Raw genomic sequence first — 25,294 nt, forward strand, 5'->3', positions numbered from 1 at the left:
TACTCAGCCGACCTGAGAGGTCCGTCCGTGCGCTGCAGCCCGGTGGGCGGCGAGCGGGAGGACGTCGTCCAGAAGCCGGCGAGCGCGTGCATCGAAGGAATGCTCCGCGGCGATCCGGGAACCCGCCGCCGCGAGGTCCGACGCCGAGGGCCACATCGTCGATCCCGGCGCGAGCAGCTCCTGCAGTTCCGCGCGGTCCCGATAGGTATGTACCTGATCGCCGAAGACCTCCCGCATCCCGGGGACGTCGTCGCTGACGATGCGTGCCCCCGTCGCCGCCGCGTCGAAGAGCCGGTTGGAGAGGAAGCCGCCGCGCCGCATGTCGACCCAGTGGTCGTTGAGGACGACGCGCGCGCTCGCGTAGGCCGCAGGCAGCTCGGCGTTCGGCAGGATCAGGCCACGCACGTGGCTTACGGGGATGTACTGCTCCCAGCCGTCATCGCCGTAGACCTCGACGTCCTCAGCGACCTGCACCGCGTCGAGCACGACCGGCCGCCGCTCTCCCCGCGTGCGGCCGACGAAGAGCACGCCGCCGTCGCGCGGTCTGTCCTGCGACGGACGGAAGCGCGAGGGGTCGGTCGCCTGCAGCAGCGGGCTGATGGCGACGCCCGAGCGCCGTCCCTGCTCCGCCGCCCACTGGGGCCCCGCGGCGTACACCGCGTCCCATCCTTCGTTCAGCTCATCCACGGTCACCTTGTCCGGGTGCGAGATCACCCAGAGGAGGTTGACGGCGTCCGGCTGAGGAGTGAAGCGGTGCAGGCCGCGCAGGGTCAGCGTGACGTCGTCCCATCCGCTGCTCGCGGGTCGCTGCCAGGAGCTCGTTCGATCGACGACCACGTCTTGGCCGAGACGCCGCAGAGCTGCCGCCAGATCATCGGCATAGAACGTGTCACCCCAGCGGTCACCCAGGATCGTGCCGGGGCTCGAGGTCTTGAGGGCCCACCGAAGACGGGGAGTGCGCTCGTTCGTCTGCAGCGGCGTCACGACACGTTCGATCTGCCATTCGGGCTCGCGCAACGGGAATCCTCGCTGCTCTCCCCACCTCACCTCGGCGACCCGCAACGGTCCGCCATCCAACACCGCGCGGTCGTCCAGCTCGGTGAGGAGCTCCTCCCTCCACACCTGCGAGAAACGCCGGCGGTTGGGCAGGACATGGGCGAACCGCCCCGCCGTCTTGCTCTCGAGATGAAGGACGGTCGACGTCGGCACGACACGCAGAGGACGGGCCGTATACGCCTTCAGTCGAAGACAGAGATCGACGTCCTCCATCCCGTTGACGTATTCCGCATCGAAGCCGCCCACTTCGAGGTAATCGGCCCTGTGCACGGCCATGCACGCGGCGGTGACCGCGGAGAAGGAGTAGGAGGCGACGTGCGGCGGCACGTCGGTCAGGTGGAATCCTGTGAGCAGGTGTCGGGGAGTCGCGAGCCCGCCGGCGAACACCGTCCCAGCGGATTGGACCGTGCGGTCCGCGAAGAGCAGCAGCGGCTGCGCCGCAGCGGCGTCGGCGAGCGCGGCCGCCAGTCCGTCGAACCACCCCGGCTGCACGACGGTGTCGTTGTTGAGGAACACGACCGTCTCCGATGTCGCGATCCGAGCCCCCACATCGCTCGCCACCGCGAAGTCGGCATTCGCCGGCAACCGGACGTACTGCACGTACGGATCCCCGAGAAACGCCTGGCGCAGAATCGCCCCGACAGGGCGGCGCGAACCGTTGTCGATGACGATGACCCCGGCCGTGCTCGTCGCGCGCACCGCTCGCACGGCGTCCACGGTCATCCGCCAGTCCTCGAACGTCGGTATCACGACCGTCGCCGTCACCGACGACGGCAGCGTACAGTCGGCCGCCGGGTGGTGTCGCTTTCGCGCGCTGTTGGCGCCCGCACGATTCGCGAAGACGGAACCGTCGTAACGGCGCGCCCAGAACCGATCCCCCTCCAGCACGATGCCGTCGCCTTCGATCGCGAGCCGCGCGACCGCATCGGCGTTCACCCCATAGTCCAGGGCAGGATCGGGAGCGATGCGGTCAGCGCGGAAGACGATCCCGGCGGCATCGAGGCGGGAGTTCCACAGCGCCCCGTCGAGATCCCCCCAGTTCTGAGGAGCGAACGGTGTGTACGCACCGACGGCTGACGCCTCGGGATGCACGTCCAACGCCCGTGACACGTCCGCCAGGCCGCCCGGCTTCCACTGCTGTCCCGGCCTCCAGAGCGTCCAGCCGGAGAAACCGCCCTCTTCGACGATCGCGGCGGCGACCGCACCGAACGGCTGCCCGAGTGCCGACGAGCGGAAGTGGAACCGCTCCTCGTCGAAGATCGTGCGGAGGGGCGGCGTGTGCCCGTCGTCGGCATCGCACACGACGACGATCTCTCGGAACTCCGCATCTTGCGTTCGTGCCAGCCCACGCAGATCCTCGTAGTGCGCCTCTGTCACCAGGTGACGACCATCCACGATCACGACGACCTGGGTGTTCTCCCCGCCACGCAGAGACAGCCGTCTTCCGGCCCGAGCTTCGGGGAGGCCTTGCTGGGCGGCGAGCGTGGCACTCTTCATCGCTCCCACCGTCACGCGCCCACCACCCACCGGTTCGATCTCGTCGCTGTCGGCGAGTCGAAGCAGCTCGGCGAGGGGACGGCCGCTCGCGTCCGCGGGTGTGGTCTGTGTCCGCTCACCCCCGAGAACATACGAGAAGAGCTGGTTGAAGGTGCGAGTTCCGCGCGCCTGCGCGCGGTCGTGAGCGCTGTGCCACTCGGGCTCGAAGGCCCAGTTCGGCGTGCGTCCCGCCGTCTCCCCGTCCACCAGATAGTCATCGAGGGCCGCACGCCACGTGAGGAAGGGACGATCGCCAGCGTAGCGCGCGGCGTCGAACATCTCCGCCTCATGGATACGCGCGACGACGTGAGCGGCGTCCGCGAGGACGGCCCGCAGCCGGCCCCAGCTCCCGCCTGATCGCACCGGAGCGGCGTCCTGTTCGGAGCGGGGCGCGCGGAGGAACTCGGCGACGTCGGCGAGATGCGAGAGCTTTCTGTTCTCCCGCAGGCCTTCGCCGTTGATGAGTCCGCCGATCGCCCCGAACTGCGGCAGGGCGTTCGCCTCGGTCGCGAATGCGCGAAGCTCGTCTCGCAGCGTGACGGCAGCGTCCATGGACGCGCGCACCATCGGCCGATGCAGGAACGGGTGCGGGACCACGCCCTCCCGCCACCCGTCCGCGAGGTAGTGCTCAGCGGCGGCCAGATCGTCCTCGAAGCGGATGCCCACCAGGGCTCCGTAGTATTCGCGAGACGTGACGCGCTCCGGATACGCGAGATCCGCCCGTTCGATGTCGGTTTCGCGCGCAGCGAGCTTCCGCTTCCACAGGGCCATTGGCGTCATCCCATCGACATCCGCCGCATCGACGGAACCAGCTACTCGTTCTCAGCCTATTCGCATCGGGGTCCGGTGCCCGGCATCTTCGACGCCGCGCACCGGCCCTACTTGATGCCGAGCGCTGTGCAGGTCGCGGGGGCGAGTGTGGTGACCGTAGTCCCGGCGGGCGGTGCAGACGGGGCGAATCGCCCGCCTGCAGCGACGAAAGTGACGTTGTTGCACGACACGGAGGTCGTCAGTGCGGGCCGGCGTTCGAACGAGGACAGCGCGGCGGCGGACTCAAGGCGCGAGGTCTTCGCCAGGCCGAACGCTGCGGCCATGTCCCACGTCGGCAGGTGGATGAGCGTGAGCCCGTCGACGAGGTACACCTCCGACGTTCCGTCGGCGCGCACGAGTGTTCCCGCTTGCATGTAGGGGGCACCCACCACGAACGCGCTCGCTGTTCCGGCGCGCAGCTGCGTCACCTTCGGATAGACGCCACCCGCGAGCGAACGCACCTGCCCCGTGGACGCGACGTGTCGAGTCGTCCCCGCGGTGACGTGCAACACCGCGTCGGAGCCGGCGAAGCGCACGAAGGCCTCGGTCGTGACCTGTGCTCCGGAGAGGTTGAGCCGGCCACAGGTCGGTGCGTCCAGTGCGGTCGCAGCGATGCCGGTCGTGTTCCCTCGCGTGAGGACGCTGAGACCGGAACCCGAGGGCATATACGTCTTCCCGGCGCAGGTGAAGACCGCCCCGAGCACGCCCTTCTTGTAGCCGTTCAGCGCCGAGGCCTGGACGGTCACCTTCGTCCGGTTGAGGCCGAGGTCCTGCGCCAGATCCCAGGAGGGGAGATGCAGGAGTCGCCCGTCCTGCGTCGCAAGGTACACCTCCGACGTCCCGGACGCGGTGACGAACTGTCCCGGCGCGAACTGCATACGCGAGCTCACGGTGAACTTCGCACGCGAGACGGGAGCCATCACGGCGGCGTAGGGATCGACCTTCCCGCCGTTCGCCGCGATCCGGGCCGCGGCGTCGTACAGCGGGATGAGGGTCTTGCCCGAGATCACGTGCACCGTGCCCGCGTGAGCGACCCGCGCGAACGGCGTCATCTCCGGTCCGGCACCGATCCGCGCGAAATCGCTGTCCGCCATCTGCACGAGGCGGTCGCAGGAACCGCCCCACGCAGCGACGAGGTCGCAGGTCGGGAACCGGTGGGTCTTGCCACCGTCGAAGTAGGCGATGACCCCGGTCGACATGTTCCGCACGAAACGGGATGTCGTGCCGCCATCGGCGAACTGCGACACGGAGGCGACGGTGCGGAACGCGCCGAACTTGGCTTCGTACTCGGGCCAGTCGTCCGGCGTGACATGGTAACGGACCCCTGCGCTGACGAAGAAGATGTCCCCGCCGACCCGGAGGTTCTCACCACGCGAGCCCTGCGTGGATCCGAACCAGTCCGTGAAGTAGTTGTAGAAGTTGCGGTTGCCGTACGCGGAGCACCTGTCACCCTCTCCATATCCCGCGCGGAGAGCGGCCGCGTTCGGCTGGTACGGCGTGTAGTAGTAGAGCGCAGAAGTGGCCTTGTTGGCCACGTACACCGGCGCCGAGCCGCACCCTGTGTTCGGGTTGTAGAGGATGTTCCACGTGCGGCCGGGCGCGTACCACTGGAACCACTTGCCCTCCATATAGATCTGCATCTGGCGCGCGGCGCCGTAGATCTGATGGAAGAACCCGATGTAGTTCGGGTCGCACGGAGCAGTGTCGGGGCAGCCCTGGCCGAGCGCGATCCGGTACCGCCAAGCACTCGGCCACGTGTGCGTGACCAGCCCCTGCTCCTTCTGGAGCATGACGATCAGCACCTGGGGGTTGATGTTGCAGGCCTGTGCCACGCGATAGATGATGCGTGCCGCGGATTCGTTCGCCGCACCCGAGTATCCGCTGCAGTACTGGTCTCCCGGGCGGGACACCGTGTTCATCCGGAAGTCCTTGAGACAGACGATCGGCTCGTTGTTCTCGTCGCGCCCGCCGAGGCAGCGGGCCACCTTGCTGTTGAAGAAGCTCTGGATCTGCGCCTCGGTCATCGTGCCCTTGTTGGTGAACACGGCATCGCTGATGATGTTGCCCGGAGTGAAGCCCGCGAGCGTCGTCTTCGCCAGACCTGTCTGCACCGGGTCGGGAGCCGCCGCAGCGGCGGCCGGAGCGGCGGCGGAGACGGCGGCGGAGGCGACGGTGGCGGGGACCACCGTACCGATCACCAGAGCGGAGGCAGCGAGGAAACAGGTGAGAAGGCGGGTGACCTTCGTGGTGTTTCGCGAGCGTGGGGCACGTCGAGACATGTGACCAGTGTGACGGAAGTTGCGGGATGATGCCACTGTTGTCGGAAAAACGCGATCGCCGCTCGGCGTGTCGCACCGATGCGGAGGCCGTTCTCAGGTGTTCAGAGGTCCGCGTGCAGACTCCACACGCGCTCCGCGGCACTCGCCCACGAGAAGGCTCGCGCGCGATCGCCGGCGAGAACGCGCAGCCGCGCCGCCCCATCGGTCGCCGCATCTTCCACGGCCTCCGCGAGATCCTCCGCCGCGACCACGGCGCCCCCGTCGGCGATGACATCGCGATGGCACCCCGACTCGGTGGCGACCACGGGGATGCCGAGGGTCATCGCCTCCACCGCCCGCCACGGCCACCCGGCGACGGCATCCGTCGACACGAAGACCCGCGCGCCGGCCATCACGGCCGCACGTGCGGGGACGTCGAGCAAGCCGCGGATATGCGCACGCCGCTCCGGCAGGCCCGCGGAGGCCGCGATCTCGGCGATGCGCGGTTCACTCCCCTCCTCGGCTCCGATCACCACAGCATCGAGTCCCGCGGCGACCGCGCCGCGGAAGCCGGCGCTCAGCGTGGTCTCCGGCCCGGAGAGCACGAGGTAGTCCGCCGGCAGAGCCAGTGCGTCCCGGGATGAGGACGCGGCAGCCGGGACGACCAGGTCCTGCGGCGGCGCGCCGGCGATCACGCGAACGCGGTCGCCGAGCTTCGCGAGCCCGGTGAGCCTCTCGGCCATGGAATGCGAGGGCACGACGACGGCATCCGCGTGCTTCACCGCGCGACGCAGCATCCCCCGCCGCCAGGCGACCGCGCCGCGGGGCAGCTGGGACGGCGCCTCCCATGCGCGCAGGTCCCAGAGGGTGACGGTCGTCTGATCGTTGTCGTGCACGCGGTCGTGGCGTACCAGCGGAGCCAACAGCGTCGGCGCATGGATGAGGCCGCCACCGACTCCCGGGGCGATACCGAGCTGCCAGGACGCGGCGAGCTCGCGCCTTCCGACGGGAAGCGTACGCACCTCGTCGATGCCGCGGATCCCGACCTCCGCCCCCGCGGGCACGATCGCATCGACGGTGCAGTTCGGCGGCGCCGTCTGGACGAGGCCGACGGCGAGATCGCGCGACGCCGACGCCTGGTCGGGATCGACGACATGCACGAGCTGATCCAGAACAACACGCAGCCGAGCACCCATGCGATCAGGCTAACCGCGGGACCCCGGCCCGGCGGGGAACGCACCGCCGTACCGGGGCGGTACTCAGCGTTCCCACAGAATGAGGCTCTCGGCGGACGCCCGCGGCGTGCTTGAATGCCAGGGTGAGCGATGGTCGACTTCCCGTCCGGCGCCGGTGGATCGGGTGGACCATCGGCCTTCTCATCACACTGCTCGTCCTGGCTCTCGGCTGGGTGGCCGTGCGCGGCATCGGGGCGGTGGACAATCTGCAGCAGATCTCGAAGGGGACCACGCAGCTCAAGCAGGCGATCGCCGCCGGCGATCTCGACGCCGCAGGGCCCATAGCCGGACGCATCTCCCACCACGCGGAGTCGGCCCGGTCCCTCACCGGGGACCCCATCTGGCAGGCGTTCGGCGTCCTCCCCTGGATCGGCCCGAACTTCCGCGCCGTGAGCGAGGTCGCCGTGATCGCGGACGACGTCTCCAGAGACGCGCTGGACCCGCTGCTCGACGTCGCCGGCGCGGTCGACCTCTCCAGCCTCGGCTTCTCGGGCGGCGCGATCGACCTCGCTCCCTTCGCGGAGATAGAGAAACCGCTCGGCACGGCGAGCGCGGCCCTGACCTCGGCGGAGGACCGGGCACGGCGGATCGACGCCGACGCCACCCTCCCTCCCCTGGCCGACGCCGTCCGCGAGATGCGGGGCGCGGTCACCCAGGCCGCGACGGCCGTGGGCGCCCTGCATGGCGCATCCGTGCTGCTGCCCACGATGCTGGGCGGCGACGGACCGCGCACGTACGTGCTCGCGATGCAGAACAACGCCGAACTGCGCTCGTCAGGCGGGATCGTCGGCTCCATCGCCCTGCTGCGGGCCGACAACGGCAGGATCACCCTGCAGCAGCAGGCCTCGACGCGGGACTTCCCTCCTCTGGACACGGCGCTGCCGCTCAGCGACAGCACGGTCGCCCTCTTCGAGGACCGGCCCGGCCGCTATCTGCAGAACATCACGAGCATCCCGGACTTCCGGGAGGCCGGCGAGACCATCGCGGCGCGATGGGAGGGCCGCTTCGGCGGAAAGGTCGACGGAGTGATCGCCGTGGACGCACTGGTGGCGGCGCATCTCATGCGCGCCACCGGGGACCTGACGTTCGGCCCCTTCACCGCGTCGGCGGACACCGTGACCGACATCCTCCTCTCGGAGATCTACGCGGCGGTCCCTGATCCGGCCGTCCAGGACGACATCTTCGCGCAGGCCGCGGGCGGACTCTTCGCCGCGGCGCTCTCGAACGCGAAGCCACAGGACCTCGTCCGCGCTCTCGCGGACGCCGCCGGGGAAGGACGCATCCGCCTCTGGAGCGCGCACGAGCCGGAGGAGGCGCTTCTCGCGGCCAGCGCCCTGGGCGGCACGCTCCCCCAGGACGACGCCGACGCCCCGGCTGTGGGGGTGCTCCTCAACGACGGCACCGGCGGGAAGATGGACTACTACACTCGAGCGTCCATCGCCACGGCGGTCGGGACCTGCGCGGGGGCCCCGACCACGCAGGTGCGCGTGACCTGGACGAACACCGCCCCCGCTGATGCCGCCACCTCCCTGCCGCCGTACGTCACGGGCGACGGCGTCTACGGGGTGCCCGCCGGGAGCGTGCGCACGCTGATCGCCGTCTACGGTCCCGAAGGCGCTCTGCCTTCGCACATCGATCGCGACGGCGCCGAGGAGGGCGTCCAGACGACGACGATCGAGGACCGGGCCGTCGTGCAGCACGAGGTGCTGCTCGCACCGGGAGAATCCACGACCATCACGGTGGAGTTCCAGGGCGAGGGCGCGGGAGAACGGCTGACGGAGGTGCGGCACACGCCGCTGATCGTCGATCCGAAGCTGACGCGCGACACCCTGCGTTGCGCCTCGTGACATTCGCCGACGGATGAGGTACTGTCATCTCACTGGGGAATAACCGGGGTCCGTGAACCTGCCGTGGGGGCAGAGGACCTCGCGCAGTCGGATGCAGGGGTGTATCCGGGGGCGATTCCGCGTGAAATTCTGGGGAGAAATCATGCTGAAGAAACTGGCTGCCATCAGCCTTACCGCTGGCGCGCTCATCCTGGCCGCGCCGACCGTCGCCTCTGCCGCGCCGAGCGACTCGTACCCGTCTCCGCCGAGCGCGAAGGTGGGTGACGCGATCATCGACACCTGCCAGATCTCGACCGTCGCGTTCGGCGCCGGGTTCTTCGAGCCGTCGGAGACCGTCGGCGTGTCCGTGTCCGGACAGAACGCCGGCGCCGCGGCCATCTCGGGCAACACGGCCGCTTCCGACGGCAGCCTGACGGTGACGTTCCGTCCGCCGTCCGACGGGCAGGGGGCCTACGCCCTCGACTTCGCGGGGTCGCGAACGTACACCGCCATGGTGACGGTCTCGCACGGGAACACGGCCGCATCGAGCTGCGACCACGATCCGGGTGTCGCCGCGCCTGCGGGCACCGAGCTGCCGCTCACCGGTGGCATGGAACTCGCCCTCACGGGCGGGTCGGTCTCCCCGTGGGTCGTCGGCGGCGGAGCCGCCGCGCTGGTTGCCGGTGGCGCCCTCGTCGCCGTCGGAGCCGCGCGCCGCAAGCGCGCCTGAGCCGCGCGCCGCTGTGCGCGCCTGAGCCAGGTTGCCGCCTCGTGCGGCGGCCGGCTGGACGACGGTGATCCCTCCCCCTCCGATCACCGTCGTCTGGCGAATCCGGTCATGAACCGGACGGCCCACGGGCGATGTTCCCGGAAACATCGCCCGTGGGCTGCGTCGTGCCTGGACGTTGATCAGGGGGTCGGTGAGGGTGGTGCCTCGGTCGGCGGATGCAGCTTCTGCTGCATGAGCTCGTGGATGAAGTCGTAGTTCGGCTCGAACTCGTCCACGCCGTTCGCCGGGGTGAGCTCGACCGTCTGGACCGACTGTTCCTTGGCCTTGAGCATGAGATCGAAGAACTCCGGCAGCTTGCCCTGCGGGAGATCCGTGCTGATGAGCGCGGTGCCCGCCGCCGCTACCTCGTTGAACCGGGTGAGAACCGTCTGCGGCGTGAACTGGGCGAGGATCGCCTCCTGCAGCTCCCGCTGACGCTTCATGCGGTCCCAGTCGCTGGTCGTGTACCGCGAGCGGGCGTACCACTGCGCGGTGTCGCCGTCCATGTGCTGCTGCCCTGGTTCGATCCAGCCGATCGCCCACTCGTTCACGTCGGTGCCGGACCACCCCTCGGGTGGACCGCCCTTGGGGAGGCGCTCGGTGACGGTGATGTCGACGCCGCCGAGCGCGTCCACGAGGTCGGCGAAGCCGTGCATGTCGACGAACACGTAGTACGGGATCTCGATGCCGAGCACGCCTTCCGCCGCGTCCTTCGTCGCCTCGATACCCGGAGCCGAACCTGCGGCCTCCGCATCCGGGTAGAGCCCGGTGCCCTTGTCCTCCCGGCACACCTCGGCCGCGTTGCGCACATGGTTCATCCAGCCGTTCCAGCCGCAGGTGGACGATCCCTGCCCCTGGAAGCCGTCCGGATAGAGCTCCTGCATCGGGCTGCCGTCGCTGAACGGGGCGTGCGGAAGCTCACGGGGAATACCCGTGATGGTGACGGCGCCGGTGTCGGCATTCACGGAGACGACGGAGATGCTGTCGAATCGCATCGAGTCGCGCCCGTCCCCGCTGTCCGCGCCCAGCAGCAGGATGTTGTAATAGCCGTCGCTCGGCGGGAGGCTCGGGCCGCTCTGCCCGAAGATGGCGCCGACGCTGCCGCGCACGGAACCCACCGCCGTGGCCGCGTAGCCCGCGACGCCCCCGATCAGCCCGAGCAGGACGAGCGCGACGACCGGGATCAGGAAGCGCGACGGCGCGGGGACCTTGACCAGTCGCACGAGCCGGAGGGTGTCGATGGTGAGGACGATCCAGAGGACCACGACGCCCACGAGCAGCACCTGGACGAGGGTGAGGAGGGCCGCTGAGACGAAGCCGCCGCCGATCGTGAGCCAGAGGAAGAAGGGACGGGCGAAGAGCGCAAGACCGACGGCGACGACTGCCAGGAACCACGTCGTCAGCGTCACGCCGATTCCGAAGCGCCCCAGCCGGCGGTTGCCTGCGACGACCTGCGCGGAGCCCGGGATGAGGAGATTGAGGCCGACGAGCCACCAGGCGCGCTTCGCCATGAGACCCTGATCCGCGGAATTCGGATGCCGCAGCGGCCGCGTCTCGATGAGCGGACGTCCCGTCGCGCGCGGGGGCGCAAGGGTCACAGCGAGCCCTTCAGCCGATCGTTCTTCGCCGCAACCTGAGCCTCCAGGTCGGCAGCATAGGCCTCCACGCGGTCGGCGAGCTCGTCGTCCGCCGCCCCGAGGATCCGGGCGGCGAGCAGCCCGGCGTTGCGCGCGCCGCCGATCGACACGGTCGCGACGGGGATCCCCGCCGGCATCTGCACGATGGACAGCAGGGAATCCATGCCATCCAGGTACGCGAGCGGCACGGGCACCCCCACGACGGGAAGTGCCGTCATCGAGGCGAGCATGCCGGGGAGGTGGGCCGCACCGCCGGCGCCGGCGATGATGACGCGCAGACCGCGGGACCGGGCCTCCCGCGCATAGGACATCAGCTTGTCCGGCGTGCGGTGGGCCGAGACCACCTCGACCTCGTGCGGGATTCCGAAGTCGGTGAGCGCCTGGGACGCGTCGCTCATGACGCGCCAGTCGGAGTCGGATCCCATGACGACGCCGACCAACGGGGCGGCGGAGGAGTGCAGTGGCTCGGTCACCAGATCAGGCTACGGTCTCGCGCTGGGAGAACACCCGAGCGGCACGCGTCTTTCCCCGTGTCCCGCCGCGGGATCTCCTCACTCGAACGCCGCCGCAGCGGCCCTCGCCACGTACACCGCGTCGTCGAGGTCTTCGCCGGCGACGTTCACGTGCCCCACCTTGCGACCAGGACGCGGCGCCTTGCCGTACGTGTGGATCTTGGCGTCGGGGTGCGCGGTCATCGCCGCCTCGAAGCGGTCTCCGAGGGTGCCCTCGGTGGGGCCGCCGAGGATGTTCACCATGACCGACCAGGCCGCACGAGGCTGCGTGTTCCCCAGCGGCAGATCCGCCACGGCACGCAGGTGCTGCTCGAACTGTCCCGTGACCGCGCCGTCCTGGCTCCAGTGGCCGCTGTTGTGCGGACGCATCGCGAGCTCGTTCACGAGGATGCGCTCGTCGTCGGTCTCGAAGAGCTCGACAGCCAGCATGCCGGTCACACCGAGTCCCTCGGCGATGCGACGACCGATGTCCTCCGCGACCTCGGCGAGACGCTCGGTGGCCGCGGGGGCCGGGGCGATCACCTCGGCACAGACCCCGTCGCGCTGCACCGTCTCGACGACCGGGTACGGCACCATCTCTCCCCCGGGGCGTCGCGCGACCTGCTGCGCGAGTTCGCGGACGAAGGGGACGAGTTCCTCCGCGAGCAGGGCGTCCGAATCGTGCAGCGCACCGAGCCAGTCCTGGGCCTCGGACGCGGACCGCACGACACGCACCCCTTTGCCGTCGTAGCCGCCGCGCGGTGTCTTGACCACCGCGGCGCCGTCGTGGTCGTCGAGGAAGCGCTGCAGGTCGTCCTCAGAGCGCACCGCTGCCCACTCCGGCTGGGGAACGCCGAGCTCCGCCAGCCGGGCGCGCATGACGAGCTTGTCCTGGGCGAACTGGAGCGCGTCCGGCCCCGGGTGCACGGCGACTCCCTCGGCCACGAGGGCGCGGAGCACCTCCTGCGGCACGTGCTCGTGGTCGAACGTGATGACGTCGACCTCTTCGGCGAACGCCCGCACCGTCGCGAGATCCCGGTAGTCACCGATCGCGGTGGCGGCCAGCCCTGCGGCCATGCCCTCCTCTTCGGCGAGCACCCGCAGGTCGAGCCCGAGCTCGACCGCCGGAGCGATCATCATCCGTGCCAGCTGTCCTCCGCCGATCACGCCCACGCGCAGCGCCATGTGCCGCCTCCATTCGTCGTTCCCATTCTTCCGCACACGCGAGGGTCCGCGGGACGCGTTGCGTCCGAGGGGTCAGGACGTCGGCCGCACTCAGGCGAAGCCGTCTCCGCTCGCCTGGGCGTCACGGTGCGCCAGGATCTGACCGACCTCGATCTGGTCGGCGAGCGTCTCGTGCACGAGGGTGACGTTCGGCACGTTGTCGAGACGCAACGGCGCGTCGACGCCGTTCGAGAGCGTGATGGTGCCGCAGCCCCACATCCGCTGCAGCGGACCGCGACGCACGCCGATCGTGTAGCCGCGGGCGTGCGACATCTCCCGACGGTTGCGCGCTCCCAGCCCCTGGGACGCGATGACGCGACGGGTCGTGATCGTCGTCGTCCGCGAGTACCAGACGATGAACGGGATCACGACGGCGACGACGACGACGAGTCCCGCGGCGGAGAGCAGCATCCAGTCCTCGATACCCGCCGGCAGATTGCCGTAGAAGTACGCGGTGGCCCCGAAGGTGGCGATGAGGACGAGCGCCGACCAGAAAAGCCGACGCGCATGGCCGCGGAAGCGCGCGATGAGCAGCTCCTCGGCGGGGGTGCCGGGCGGCGGCATCAGCGGGCGTCCGCCGAGCGTCACAGGCTGGGTCACACCCCCATTGTGCCCGGGATCGCCGACAACGCCGTCCGCGAGGCGGCGTGTCCCCGCGTCACGCGGGTCGCACGTGCACGACGTCGCCGGCGGAGACGGCGTGCTCGGCACCGTCCGCCGCCACCAGGAGGCGCCCCTCCCCGTCGATGCCGACCGCAGTACCTTCCAGCTGGGACCCGCCGGGAAGCGAGACTCGTACCGACTGCCCGATCGTGGCGCACCGCGCGGTCACCGCGGCGTGCAGCCCGCTCGCGACCGCATCGCCCGTCGCGGCGAGTCCGGTCAGGTGTCGGTCGAGCGCCGCGAGGTACGCGTGGAGCAGGGCGTCCTCGTCGACGACGACGCCGTGCAGCGCGAACGACGTGGCGGTCGGCACAGGAAGCTGCGCCGACGTCATGGCGGTGTTGATCCCCGCCCCGACGATCACGGCCCGCGGACCGGCCTCCGCGAGGATGCCGCAGATCTTGCCGCCATCGACGAGCACGTCGTTCGGCCACTTGAGAGCGACCGCAGCGCCCGGGAGCTGCTCGGCGACGGCTTCGGTCATCGCGACGCCGGCCGCGAGCGGGATCCAGCCGCGGCCGGCCGGGTCGGAGGGCAGGTCACGCAGCAGCACGGAGACGGCGAGCGCCGCACCGGCGGGGGTCATCCACCGACGGTCGAGCCGGCCTCGCCCGGCGGTCTGGTCACGGGTGAGGAGGACCGAGAGGTGCGGCCACCCGTCGATGTCGTCAGCGTGACCGCGAAGATCGGCGTTGGTCGACCCTGTCGCGTCGAGGACCTCGAGGCGCGAAGCGAGCGCGGCGGAGCGAGGGAAGGCGTGGCTCATGCGTCCTCGTCGCTCGTCTCGTCGTCGTCATCATCCTCGTCACCGCGGACGGTCCCGATCTCGCGGTCGCGCCAGCGCTCCCACTCCTGCATCAGTCCCTCGACGGCCGCATGGAACTTCTGCGTCGCCACCCCCGGCGCGGTGTCGCCGAAGTAGTGGCGGACCCACATCTGCAGGCGCGCGACCGCCGCCTCGTCCAGGCGCACCCGCTCGACCTCGGCCACGATGTCGTCCGCGGACTCCGCCGTGAGCCATTCGCAGTCGGAGAGGTACCCGGTGGTGTCGACGGCTGCTTCCTCGTCCACCGGCCGGGTGATCATGAGCGGTTTCCCCGCTGCGAGCCGGTCGTAGACCATGGCCGAGATGTCCACGACGGCGACGTCCGCCGCGGCGAGCTGCCACCCGAGCTCCGGGCCGTGGTCGTACACGTGCTGCGCGGTCGGGTCTGCCGCATTGGCGGCGGCGATAGCCGCGGTGATCCGTCGGTGCGCCGCCCCGTATGCCTCGTCGACGACACCGCTGCGCGGGTGCGGGCGGTAGATGACCCGGTGCTGCCCGGTCCCGAGGAGTCGGGCCACGAGGCGCTCGCCGTGCGACGCGATGGAGCCGTAGTGGGCGCTGGGTCGGTCACCCTCCCAGGTCGGGGCGTAGAGCACGACGCGTCGGTCGTCCGGGGTGTACGGGAGCGAGCCGGAGTAATGGTCGGCCTGCGGACGCCCGATCTCGATCGTGCGTCGCTCCACGTCGTAGTCCCACAGCGTGCGCGACAGGCGGTCCCGCGCGGCCTGGCCGGCGACGAAGGCGTAGTCGTAGGCCTTGTACTGGTTCGTGGTCATGTACATCTTGTCGGACTCGCCGTGGTTGATGAACACGTGCCACCGGCGGCCGTAGCGGAACATCTGGAAGTTCCGGGTGTTCTGATTGACGTACAGCACGACGCGGATGTCCTGCGTGGCGAGGAAACGCTCGAGGTCGCGCACCTTCGGCACGAAGGCGACGGGAGGCGCGTCCTCCTCGAGGAGCTTCTCCGCACCGGTCGCCTGCCGCGCCAGCACCACGACGGGCCAGCGCTCTGCGAGCGCGGCGAGCGGGCGGTACCACTGCCGCATCTGGTACATGTTCACGGCGCCGTCGGCGAAGTAGACGGCGACCTTGAAGTGAGCGGCCGGGTACGGCTCCTGGTCCGCCAGCCTGCGGCGCACCCGCTGCACCGCGGACCGTGACGCGAGCGCCCGCCACAGGAGACGGTAGGCCTTCTTCGCGTCAGACAGTGCACCCATCCCTCCAGGATAGTTCGTCCCGCTCCCGGCCCCGCGGCACGGACCGTCTGCGCGCCGCCTGGGAGAACGCGGGAGGACCCCGTGACATGATCGACGTGTGCCAGCCAACGGATCCCCCGTCCCCGTCACCGGGGTGTCCTTCGTGATGCCGGTGCTCAACGAGCGCGCCTACCTGGAGCACGCCGTCGCGTCGGTTCTCGCCCAGGAGGTCGGGGTCCCGACGGAGCTCGTGCTCGCTCTCGGGCCCTCGTCGGACGGCACCACCGACCTCGCACGCCGGCTCGCCGCCGCCGACGACCGGATCCGCCTCGTGGACAACCCCGCGGCGCACATCCCGGTCGGTCTCAACGCCGCGATCCGGGCGAGCCGCTACGGCACCGTCATCCGGGTCGATGCGCACTCGGAACTCGCTCCCGGCTACGCGGCGCGCGCGTTGCAGACACTCGACCGCTCGGGCGCCGCCAACGTCGGCGGCGTCATGCACGCCGAGGGCCGGACCCCGTTCCAGAAGGCCGTGGCCCGACTGTACAACTCCCCCGTCGGCCTCGGCGGCGGGGCCTACCACGGCGGCCGGGTCGAAGGAGAGGCGGAATCCGCCTACCTCGGCGTGATGCGGCGGGCCGTGCTCGACGAGGTCGGCCTCTTCGACGAGTCGATCCGCCGCGGCGAGGACTGGGAGCTGAACCTGCGCATCCGTCAGGCCGGTCACCGCGTGTGGTTCGATCCCGAGCTGTCGGTGACCTATTGGCCGCGCGAGAGCTGGCTGCGTCTGGCCCGACAGTTCCGCGCCACCGGCGCCTGGCGGGGAGAGCTGGTGCGCCGCTTCGGGCGCCGCAACGGCCTGCGCTACTTCGCGCCGCCGGTGCTGCTGCTGTTCGTCGCGCTCGCGGCGGTCCTGGGCGTCCTCCAGCTCACCGGGGTGGTGTCCGGCCCCGCTTCGCTGATCGCTTCGTGCCTGGTCTACCTCCCGCTCGCGCTGTACGTGCTGCTCGTGCTCGGCGTCGCCCTCGCCCCGGGCGGTGGCGGCGTGCGGCAACGTCTGTGGACGCTCATCGTCCTGCCGACGATGCACCTCTCGTGGGGTCTCGGCTTCCTGAGCGGAGTGCTGCGCGGAGCCGGCGACACGGTGGACGCCTCACGGCTCGGCACCCGCAACACGCCGTTGCCCTGAGGGCGGGCGACTAGGGCGTGACGAAACCGAGGTCGAGGATCCGGTCCACGACCCGCCGGGCGGCCTGACCGTCGTCGAGCGCGTTGAACTGCCGCTGCCAGGCGTCGTACCGATCGGCGTACCGCTCCCGATGACCTTCGTCCTCCAGTGCGGCCACGAGCTCCTCCTGCGTGCGGACGAGGGGGCCCGGCGCCCGCTCCGCCAGATCGAAATAGAAGCCACGGAGCTGCCCGCGGTAGTGGTCAAGATCCGGCACGAGGAAGTACAGCGGTTTGCCGGTCACCGAGTAGTCGAACATCACCGAGGAGTAGTCCGTGATGAGGGCGTCGGCGGCGAGCAGGAGCTGCGCCGTCTCCGCGTACCCCGTCACATCGATCACCCTGGCCCCGGCCCGGTCTCTCCCCTGCTCCAGCGTGCGCGAGTGGCCGCGCACCAGGACGACGGCATTCGTCTGCCGCGCCAGCAACTCCGGGTCCACGAAGTCGACCATCTCGGCGCGGTCGTCCCGCCAGGTCGGGGCGTACAGCAGCACGCGCTCGTCCTCCCCGATGCCGAGGGCTGCGCGCACGGCGACGGGATCTCCCGTGCGGAGGGCGTCGTTGCGCGGATAGCCGTCGACCCAGATCGGCCGGCCGAAGAACGCGTACGCCTTGCGGAGGATCCGCGCGGCATAGGTGTTCTGCGCGAGCAGCACGTCCCACCGGCGGGACTCCTTGACCACCGCCGCCATCCGCCGCGGATCGAAACCGGGGCGGTGCAGGGCCAGGCGCTTGAGGGGCGTGCCGTGCCAGGTCTGCAGCACCTTCTGCCCCGGCTTGCGCGCGAAGCGGCGCCGCAGCCAGTCGTTCACGATGAGCAGTCGTGCAGCACCACGGGCGCGCCACCACTCGGGGCTCCCCTCGATCACCGGGATCGCTCCGTCCGGCACCTCGACCGACAGGTCGACGACGCTCCAGTACCGCCGCACGTCCGGCGCACGCAGGGCGAGCTCACGATCGATCGCACGCGGGTTGCAGCCCACGCTCCGTCCGTAGAAGCTCTCGAAGAAGACCGCGTTCTCCGTGCCCCCCGCCTGCGCCACGTAGCGTTCCTCGAGGGTGGAGCGGCCTTCCGCCGTCTCGTACACGGGGTCGACGGGAGCCGCGATCCGGACCACGCCGCCGTCGACGGCGATACGCACCCCGGGGAGGACGACCGGCGCGAGACGCAGCTCCGACAGATCGATGCCCGCGATGCGCAGCTCGTACTCCCCGGACGGCAAGGGCAGTTCCGGACCGCCCCATCGGGACGCGCGCAGCGCGAACGTCGCCTTCCAGGTCTTTCCCCCGCCGGTGAGGCGGGCCTGCACCCGCGCTCGCGGTCCGGCGAGCTCTGCGCTCTCCGGACGCTGTCCGGTCCCTGCGATGACCAGCGCCTGTGCCGTGTCATCGATGCGGGCCGTCGTCATGCTGCTCCCTTCGGCGCGGGGACCCCCCGCGCACGGATCACGCGGTACACCCGACGGGTGTTCTGACCGTCGCGGAACGCGTGCATCTCCGCGCTGAGCGTAGCGGAACACGCGGCGGCTGCGTCGAACGCGGCCTGGTCGCCGAGCAGCGACGCCAGGCGGTCGAGGGCCTCGTTCCACCCGGTCGCCGACCCGGAGGCGGCGACCTCCTCGAAGCGGCCGTAGAAGCCCCTGGTCCGCGCGTACTCCGCGACATCCGGAGCCAGGAAGACGACCGGTATGGCGAGGAGCCCCACGTCGTAGGCGAGCGACGAGTAGTCGGTGATGAGGACATCGACGGCCGGAAGCAGCGGCGTCACGTCGCTGACGACCGCGCTGGACAGCGCCCGTACCCGCGACGTCGGGAGCGGCGGCGCATAGCTGCCTTCCCCCAACGGGTGCGAGCGCACGAGGAGGACGGCGTCGTGCTCCTCCAGCACCCGGACGATGTGCACCCACTCCTCGGCCGTCGGCACGGACGGGTCGGCGGCGCCGTCCCGCCACGTGGGGGCGTAGAGGACGACCCGGCTGGCGTCGCCGATCGCACCGACCGCCTCTGCGAGCAGCCCCCGCGCGTGCGCACGGCGCACCTCGGCGGTGCCGGTCGAGAGCACGTCGACACGCGGTTCTCCCGTCACCACCACGCGATCATCGCCGAGGCCGAACGCGGACTCGAGGCGTGCCCGGGCCCGATGGGAGGCGGCGGGGAGCACACGTATGCGCTGCGCTGCACCCCGGTACAGGAGGCCGACGAGCCGCCGCAGGATCGGGGCCCCGGGCACGGCGGGCACCTGCGTCGTGGCAGGAGAGTCGAGACCGATGCGCTTGAGCGGGATGCCGTGCCACAGCTGCACGACGAAGGCGCCGCCGTTGCCGTAGCGGTTCACGTCGCCGAGGCCGTGCGTCACGACGAGCACGCCGGCGCGGGCGGTCGCCCACCATCCGCGCAGGCCGGACCGCGGGAGAGTCCGCAGGCCGAGCGCCTCCGCCTCCGCCGTTTCGCGCGGGGAACCCGCCAGCCACAGCGTGTCGTGCCCCTCCGCTGCTGCGAACCGCTGCAGCGCGAGGGCGCCGTCACCGACACCCGCGCCGCACCCGAAAACCCAGCGGCGACCGCGCGGCACGAGCAGCGTGCCCAGGCGACCGACGGCGTACAGCGGGAGGCGGAGCAGCTTGGCCGCGTTGCCGGTGCCGAAAGAGAAGGACGCCACCCGGCGAGCCTATCGCGCGGGTGGCGTCCTTCTCTGACGTCGGATCAGCCGGCGAGCGTGCCGAGCGTCACTTCGATGTCGCTTTCCTTGCCGTCACGGACGTACGTCACGTCGGCTTCGCTGTCGGCGGCCGCCGCGCGCACCTGCGCCGTGAGGTCGGTCGCACTCGTGATCGGCACCCCGTTGAAGCTCGTCACGACGTCCCCGGCCTCGAGACCGGCGGCCGCCGCGGCGCCACCGTCGGTGACCTCGGCGATATAGGCACCGGCCACGGTCGCGCCCTCCACGCCGGAGGCGTCGCGGACCGACGCCCCGAGCAGGCCGTGGGTGGCCGCGCCGTCGGCGATGATCTCGTCGGCGACACGCTCCGCGATGTTGGACGGGATGGCGAAGCCGATGCCGATCGAGCCGGACTCCTCGGAGTTGCCGGAGCTCGCGATCGCCACGTTGATGCCGATCAGCTCGCCCTTGCTGTTGACGAGGGCCCCACCGGAGTTGCCGTGGTTGATCGCGGCGTCCGTCTGGATGACGGCGATCGAGATCGACTCGGTGGCCTGCTGCCCGGTGTTGCCCGGCAGGTCGAACTGGAACGGCCCCTCGCTCTGACCGTCCTCCGGAGCCTGCTCCTGCGGGGCGTCCTCGGAGGAGGAGTCGGGCAGAGCCGAGGAGGCGATCTGGATGCTGCGGTTCAGCGCACTCACGATGCCCGTCGTGACGGAGTTCGCGAGGCCGAGCGGAGCGCCGAGGGCCACGGCGGTGTCGCCGACATTGAGCTTCGACGAATCCGCGAACTCGATCGGGGTGAGTCCCTCGGCATCGGTGAGCTTGATCACTGCGAGGTCGTAGATCGGGTCGGTGCCGACCACGGTCGCCTCGTAGATCCGGCCGTCCGAGGTCGTGACGCGGATGGTCGGATCGGCGGCCGCCCCACCGAGGGTGACCACGTGCGTGTTGGTGAGGACGTAGCCGTCCTTGCTGATGATGACGCCCGAGCCGCTGCCGGCCTCCTGGGCGCCTTCGACCTCGATGGTGACGACGGAGGGAAGAGCCTCGGTCGCGACCGCGGTGGTCTCGTTGACCGACCCCGGGTTGTTCACCGTCACGGTCTGCGGCCCCTGCGCGGTGCCGGAGGACGGAGAGTCCTGCAACCCCGTGAGGAGGGCGCCGCCGCCGAAGCCGGCGACGCCACCGACGAGTGCCGCGGCGACGATGAACGCCGCGACGCGGGTGCCGCCGCGCGACTTCTCCTTCGTGGCGGTCGGGGTGGCCTCACCAGGCGCCACCGTGCCGTCCAGCGGCCGGGTGTCCTGCGCCGGCACGCCGAACGCCGCACCGGGGACGCCGGCAGCGGCCGGGCCGGGGGTGGCGAGCCCGTGCGGCACGGGGGCGACCGTCGGGCCGCCGGCGGCGTGAGACGCGAACGTCGGCGGCATGTGGTGGCCCTGCGGGGCGGCCGGGGCGGACGCAGCCGGGGTACCCGTCGGGGTGTCGGCGGCCGGCGACGGCGCGCTCTGCGGGGTCTCGGGGGTCTGGGGGGTGTGTCCGGCCGACACAGCGTCGTCCGACGCCGGTGCCGGGCGGTCCTGCGGGTTGTCCTGGTTCATGGTGTGCTCCTTCAACGCTCCTCCAGGATGCCCCGCATCCCTGTGCGTTCCTTATGCCGAGCTTGAGTTTCCGCTATGGCCTTAGCCTGTTCTTCATGAGTGTCATCCCCGGCGCATGGCGTCGCACGGCGGCCGGTGCCGGCCTGCTCGACGCGGACGGTACGGTCGCGCCCACCATCTTCGCAGAGATGTCCGCGGCGGCGGTCAGAACCGGCGCCCTCAATCTGGGGCAGGGCTTCCCGGACGAGGACGGCCCGGAGGTGGTGCTCGACGCCGCACGCGCCGCGATCGCCGACGGAGTCAACCAGTATCCGCCGGGGCGCGGGTTCCCCGATCTCCTGCACGCGATCGCCGAGCATCAGCAGCGGTTCTACGGGCTCGCGGTCGATCCGGGCACCGAGGTCATCGTGACGGCCGGTGCCACCGAAGCGCTGACGGCGACCCTGCTCGCGCTCATCGACGGGCCGGAGGACGAGGTCGTCGTCTTCGAGCCCTATTACGACTCGTATGCCGCCGCGGTCGCTCTCGCGGGCGCCCGGCTCCGGACGGTGCCGCTGCGCGCGCCGGACTTCCAGCCCGACCTGCAGCGACTTGCGGAGGCGGTCACGGACCGGACGCGGATCATCCTCGTCAACGACCCGCACAATCCCACGGGCGCGGTCTTCGACGAGGAGGTCCGCCGGGAGGTCGTGCGCCTGGCCGAAAAGCATGAGGCCGTGATCGTCACCGATGAGGTCTACGAGCACCTCACCTTCCACGGACCCCACGTCCCGATCGCCACGCTGCCCGGCGCGGCGGAGCGGACCTTGACGATCTCCTCCGCCGGGAAGACCTTCTCGGCCACGGGGTGGAAGATCGGGTGGGTGCACGGCCCCGCCGCGCTCATCACGGCCGTCCTGACCGTCAAGCAGTACCTCACGTACGTCAACGGCGCCCCCTTCCAGCCCGCGGTGGCCGTCGGCCTGCGCCTCGACGATGCGTTCTTCGCCGATTCCGCTTCCCTGCTCGCCCGCAAGCACGCGATCCTCGGCGACGGTCTGCGCGGGGCAGGCTTCACCGTCCACGCACCGCAGGGCGGCTACTTCACGGTGGCCGATGCGACGGCACTCGGCGGCAGCGACGCGGCCGCCTTCTGCCGTGAGCTCCCGGAACGCGCCGGTGTCGTGGCGATCCCCCTCACCGCCTTCGTCTCCCCTGCGCACCGCGCCGACTACGCGGGACTCGTGCGCTTCGCGGCGTGCAAGCGCATCGACGTTTTGGAGGAGGCCGCCTCCCGGCTCGCTTCCCTGCGCGGCTAGTCCCCGGTGTCAGCGCGGGACCACCGCGTAGCGCCGTGCCCGCAGGGACGGGTTCGTCTCCCGGACCCTGGTGATCGTCGCGCCGTCGACGACGCCGAGCACCACTCCGGGCTCCGAGCCGATCGCGGCGCGGACGACGCCCTGCGGGTCGACGATGCGCGAGTGCCCGACCCCGATCGGTGCCGGGTGGTCGGCGGCGATCACGAACACCGTGTTCTCGATGGCCCGCGCCGCGAGCAGGGTGGTCCAGTGCTGCTCCTTGAGCGGCCCGCGAACCCACTCCGCCGGCACCACGAGCGCATCGGCGCCGGCGGCCGCGAGAAGCCGCGACACCTCGGGGAAGCGCAGGTCGTAGCAGGTCATCAGACCGAAGCGCAGTCCGCCGACCTCGAACACCGCGGGCTCGCCGATCTCCCCCGGCTCCACCCAGTCCGACTCGGTCTGACCGAACGCGTCGTAGAGGTGCTGCTTGCGGTAGATCGCGAGGATGCCGTCGCCGCGCACGGCGACGACCGTGTTGCGCACGCGTCCCTCATCGGAGGCCTTCTCCGTGACGCCCGCGACGATGACGACGGCGAGTTCGGCGGCCAGACCGATCAGGCCGGTCACGAACTCGCCGTCCAGGTGCTCGGCGTTCGCCGCGAGGCGCTCGTCCATCGGGTCGACGAAGAAGCTCGAGTACTCCGGGAACACGATGAGCTTCGCCCCGAGGCGGGCAGCCTCGGACGCGAGTTCCGCGATCCGCTCCCTGTTGTCCTCGCGCGAGTCGGTGGGAGCGAACTGGCACACGGCGACGGAGACGGCGGTGTTCTCAGGCATGACGACATCCTCTCGCACCCGGCGCTCCCACGCTCGATTCGACGCCTCTCCGGATCCGTGATAAGTTATCTCTTGTGCCGCGGGGTGGAGCAGTTCGGTAGCTCGCCGGGCTCATAACCCGGAGGTCGCAGGTTCAAATCCTGTCCCCGCAACAAATGAAAGGCCCTCTGGCCGGGAGAGATCCCAGGCCGGAGGGCCTTTCGCATGAGTGGCGACAGCGCGGCGGCCTACACGACGCTCCTCATCGCGATGCCCTGGTCTGCAGGTCCGAGACCGATGGCAGCGACGACGGCCGGTCGTCCGCGAGAGGAAGCGACCTCTGGGAATATCGAGGGGTGAGCCGACCGGTCGACATCGATGCAGCCGTGGTGGCTGAGCTCGTCGAACAGCAGTTCCCCCGCTGGGCGCACCTGCCCGTCCGCGCCGTGGCGCATCAGGGGTGGGACAACAGGACTTTCCGCCTGGGCGAGGACCTGTCCGTTCGGCTTCCCGTTGCCGAGCCCTACGCGGCGGCCGTGCAGAAGGAGCGCAGAGCGCTCGAGTTCCTCGCCGGAAGGCTCCCGGTCGCCGTCCCCTCCGTCGTGGCGCTCGGCGAACCCGGCCGGGGCTATCCGTTTCCGTGGTCCATCCGCCGGTGGCTCGATGGCGACACCGTCGACCGAGCCGCGGGGTTCGATCGTGTCCGACTCGCCGTCGATCTCGGCAGCCTCCTCCGCGTCTTGAGGTCCCTGCCCATACACGCGGGGTCGACCGCCGGTCGGCACTCGTTCTTCCGCGGCTCACATCCGAGTGTCTACAGCGACGACGTCCACGCCGCGCTCGAGCGACTGGACGGCACCGTGGACACGGAACTCTGCCGGAGCGTCTGGCTCGCCGCGACGAGCAGCCCGTGGGAGTCTTCACCCGTCTGGTTCCACGGCGATGTCGCCGTCGGTAACCTCCTCGTCAGCGACGGCCGCCTGTCGGCGATGATCGATTTCGGCACCTGCGGCGTCGGCGATCCTGCCTGCGACCTCGTCATGGCGTGGACGTACTTCGAGGGCGACGCGCGTGACGCGTTCCGCGACGCCGTCGGCCTCGACGACGCGACGTGGCGACGGGCTCGCGGCTGGGCGCTCTGGAAAGCGCTGGTGACCCTCTCCGGTGGGTCAGGACCGGGCGGAGAGGACAACCGACGCGTGCTTCACGAGGTGCTGACCAGCGCCCTCTAGACCTGCGGAACCACTCCCGTCGGTCAGCGGACGACGGCGGTGGGCGCGACGAGCGCGGCGAGCACCTCGTGACTGATCGAGCCGAGCAGGAAGCGGGCGACGGCCCCCCGCCCGTGTGAGCCCACCACCGCGAGGCTGGCAGTGGCGGCCGCCCGGTTGATGACCTCGGACGGGTACCCGCGTTCGACCCGGGGCTGCAGCTCGAGATCCGGATACGTCTGGCGCAATCCGGCGAGAGCGACGGCGAGAGTCTCTTCGGCCAGCTCCTGCATGGAGGAGAGGTACTGCTCCGGGTACGACCTCGCTCCGCGCGGAAGGGGCACGGGAGTCCACACCGTCACCGCGATGAGGGGCTCGCCGAGACGGTCGGCTTCGGCAGCGGCGAAGGCGACGGCGGCTTCCGAGATCGGCGACCCATCCACTCCGACGACGACACCGCGGCGGTTTCCCGCCTCGATGTCCGGGATCACCACGACGGGGCACGACGAGTCGGCGACGATGCGCAGCCCGTGCGCCCCGCGCCGCGGGCTGTCCACGTCATCGGGTCGGAAGTCGCTTCCGATCACCAGGAGGTTCGCGCCGGCGGTCGTCGAGACGAGCTGGCGGACCGGGTCGCCGCGGAGCACGACGGTGTCGACGTCCAGGCCCTGGGCCTTCAGCGTCTCCGCGTGCTCCTCCAGCAGGCTCCGCGCCGCCGCGATCGCGGCATCCACCACAGGACCCTCCCCGACGGCGCCGACCGCTCCCCCGACGACGCTGACGAGGAGCAGCGAGGCCTTCCTTGATCGTGCGCGGTGCGCCGCCCATTCCCGTGCTCGTCGTCCCGCCGACGTGTCCACCACTCCCACCACGATGCGCTCAGTCACGGCAACCTCCCTGTTCGCCTCCACCCTCCCATGACACCCCCTCCCCGCGCGACGGTCCGTGCCGGACAAAACCTCCG

Annotated in this window: 19 protein-coding genes and 1 tRNA gene; 6 read left to right on the forward strand and 14 right to left on the reverse strand. The window is 70.7% G+C overall.

Features of this window, described 5'->3' with window-relative positions; translation table 11 throughout:
• Window positions 1–3 precede the first annotated feature (3 nt).
• The 3 genes from CYL12_RS06415 to CYL12_RS06425 all read right to left on the reverse strand — a co-directional run bounded on the left by CYL12_RS06415 (window position 4) and on the right by CYL12_RS06425 (window position 6,856).
• Window positions 4–3,363, reverse strand: coding sequence for a glycosyltransferase family protein (locus CYL12_RS06415; RefSeq protein ID WP_158297110.1), 3,360 nt, complete (start codon window positions 3,361–3,363; stop codon window positions 4–6).
• A 107-nt stretch (window positions 3,364–3,470) separates the two neighbouring features.
• Window positions 3,471–5,681 (reverse strand): hypothetical protein, encoded by a 2,211-nt coding sequence (locus CYL12_RS17295; RefSeq protein ID WP_199399194.1) that lies wholly within the window; start codon window positions 5,679–5,681, stop codon window positions 3,471–3,473.
• A 101-nt stretch (window positions 5,682–5,782) separates the two neighbouring features.
• Window positions 5,783–6,856: a glycosyltransferase gene (locus tag CYL12_RS06425; RefSeq protein WP_101846559.1), complete on the reverse strand. Its 1,074-nt coding sequence runs from the start codon at window positions 6,854–6,856 to the stop codon at window positions 5,783–5,785.
• Between the two features lie 122 nt (window positions 6,857–6,978).
• Here CYL12_RS06425 and CYL12_RS06430 point away from each other — a divergent pair, with 122 nt between their 5' ends.
• A complete protein-coding gene (locus tag CYL12_RS06430) occupies window positions 6,979–8,742 on the forward strand; it encodes a DUF4012 domain-containing protein (protein ID WP_101846562.1) in 1,764 nt (587 codons plus the stop codon).
• Between the two features lie 142 nt (window positions 8,743–8,884).
• Window positions 8,885–9,451, forward strand: coding sequence for a hypothetical protein (locus tag CYL12_RS06435; RefSeq protein ID WP_101846563.1), 567 nt, complete (start codon window positions 8,885–8,887; stop codon window positions 9,449–9,451).
• A gap of 179 nt (window positions 9,452–9,630) precedes the next feature.
• Here CYL12_RS06435 and CYL12_RS06440 read toward each other — a convergent pair whose 3' ends face one another.
• The 6 genes from CYL12_RS06440 to CYL12_RS06465 form a co-directional block, all read right to left on the reverse strand.
• Complete coding sequence (locus CYL12_RS06440; protein ID WP_101846565.1) at window positions 9,631–11,088, reverse strand: LCP family protein; 1,458 nt, start codon at window positions 11,086–11,088, stop codon at window positions 9,631–9,633.
• Window positions 11,085–11,552, reverse strand: a complete 468-nt coding sequence (gene purE / locus CYL12_RS06445; RefSeq protein WP_101848698.1) for a 5-(carboxyamino)imidazole ribonucleotide mutase — start codon at window positions 11,550–11,552, stop codon at window positions 11,085–11,087. The genes CYL12_RS06440 and purE overlap by 4 nt, the downstream gene beginning before the upstream one ends.
• Window positions 11,553–11,678: 126 nt before the next feature.
• Window positions 11,679–12,803: a 5-(carboxyamino)imidazole ribonucleotide synthase gene (locus tag CYL12_RS06450; protein WP_101846568.1), complete on the reverse strand. Its 1,125-nt coding sequence runs from the start codon at window positions 12,801–12,803 to the stop codon at window positions 11,679–11,681.
• Between the two features lie 90 nt (window positions 12,804–12,893).
• On the reverse strand, window positions 12,894–13,406 hold the full coding sequence (locus CYL12_RS06455) for a PH domain-containing protein (RefSeq protein WP_101848699.1): 513 nt from the start codon (window positions 13,404–13,406) through the stop codon (window positions 12,894–12,896).
• Between the two features lie 94 nt (window positions 13,407–13,500).
• Complete coding sequence (locus CYL12_RS06460) at window positions 13,501–14,271, reverse strand: biotin--[acetyl-CoA-carboxylase] ligase (protein ID WP_101846570.1); 771 nt, start codon at window positions 14,269–14,271, stop codon at window positions 13,501–13,503.
• On the reverse strand, window positions 14,268–15,551 hold the full coding sequence (locus tag CYL12_RS06465) for a CDP-glycerol glycerophosphotransferase family protein (protein ID WP_101846572.1): 1,284 nt from the start codon (window positions 15,549–15,551) through the stop codon (window positions 14,268–14,270). The genes CYL12_RS06460 and CYL12_RS06465 overlap by 4 nt, the downstream gene beginning before the upstream one ends.
• A gap of 145 nt (window positions 15,552–15,696) precedes the next feature.
• On the opposite strand from CYL12_RS06465, the gene CYL12_RS06470 reads away from it, so the two are divergent.
• Entirely contained in the window at window positions 15,697–16,722 is a 1,026-nt protein-coding gene (locus CYL12_RS06470) for a glycosyltransferase family 2 protein (RefSeq protein ID WP_101848700.1), read from the forward strand.
• A 10-nt stretch (window positions 16,723–16,732) separates the two neighbouring features.
• On the opposite strand, the gene CYL12_RS06475 is transcribed toward CYL12_RS06470, so the two are convergent.
• From CYL12_RS06475 to CYL12_RS06485, 3 genes are read right to left on the reverse strand one after another with little or no spacing between them, the layout of a single operon-like run.
• Window positions 16,733–18,169 (reverse strand): CDP-glycerol glycerophosphotransferase family protein, encoded by a 1,437-nt coding sequence (locus CYL12_RS06475; RefSeq protein WP_101846574.1) that lies wholly within the window; start codon window positions 18,167–18,169, stop codon window positions 16,733–16,735.
• The gene (locus CYL12_RS06480) at window positions 18,166–19,419 is read right to left on the reverse strand and encodes a CDP-glycerol glycerophosphotransferase family protein (protein WP_101846575.1); all 1,254 of its coding nucleotides are present in this window, start codon (window positions 19,417–19,419) and stop codon (window positions 18,166–18,168) included. The genes CYL12_RS06475 and CYL12_RS06480 overlap by 4 nt, the downstream gene beginning before the upstream one ends.
• Window positions 19,420–19,463: 44 nt before the next feature.
• Entirely contained in the window at window positions 19,464–21,023 is a 1,560-nt protein-coding gene (locus CYL12_RS06485; protein WP_199399195.1) for a S1C family serine protease, read from the reverse strand.
• Window positions 21,024–21,118: 95 nt separating this feature from the next.
• Between CYL12_RS06485 and CYL12_RS06490 the strand changes: the two genes are divergently transcribed.
• Window positions 21,119–22,321: an aminotransferase class I/II-fold pyridoxal phosphate-dependent enzyme gene (locus tag CYL12_RS06490; RefSeq protein ID WP_101848702.1), complete on the forward strand. Its 1,203-nt coding sequence runs from the start codon at window positions 21,119–21,121 to the stop codon at window positions 22,319–22,321.
• A gap of 9 nt (window positions 22,322–22,330) precedes the next feature.
• Here the strand turns inward: CYL12_RS06490 and CYL12_RS06495 are convergent, their stop codons facing one another.
• Window positions 22,331–23,140 (reverse strand): carbon-nitrogen hydrolase family protein, encoded by an 810-nt coding sequence (locus CYL12_RS06495; protein WP_101846576.1) that lies wholly within the window; start codon window positions 23,138–23,140, stop codon window positions 22,331–22,333.
• A gap of 78 nt (window positions 23,141–23,218) precedes the next feature.
• Between CYL12_RS06495 and CYL12_RS06500 the strand changes: the two genes are divergently transcribed.
• Window positions 23,219–23,292: transfer RNA gene (locus CYL12_RS06500), tRNA-Met, on the forward strand.
• Window positions 23,293–23,475: 183 nt separating this feature from the next.
• Window positions 23,476–24,351 carry an aminoglycoside phosphotransferase family protein gene (locus CYL12_RS06505; RefSeq protein WP_233486852.1) on the forward strand — a complete coding sequence of 292 codons (876 nt, stop codon included), beginning with the start codon at window positions 23,476–23,478 and terminating at the stop codon, window positions 24,349–24,351.
• A 23-nt stretch (window positions 24,352–24,374) separates the two neighbouring features.
• Here CYL12_RS06505 and CYL12_RS06510 read toward each other — a convergent pair whose 3' ends face one another.
• Entirely contained in the window at window positions 24,375–25,217 is an 843-nt protein-coding gene (locus CYL12_RS06510; RefSeq protein WP_101846579.1) for a universal stress protein, read from the reverse strand.
• Window positions 25,218–25,294: the final 77 nt, after the last annotated feature.

Source organism: Zhihengliuella sp. ISTPL4, assembly GCF_002848265.1.
Classification (GTDB): Bacteria; Actinomycetota; Actinomycetes; order Actinomycetales; family Microbacteriaceae; genus Microbacterium.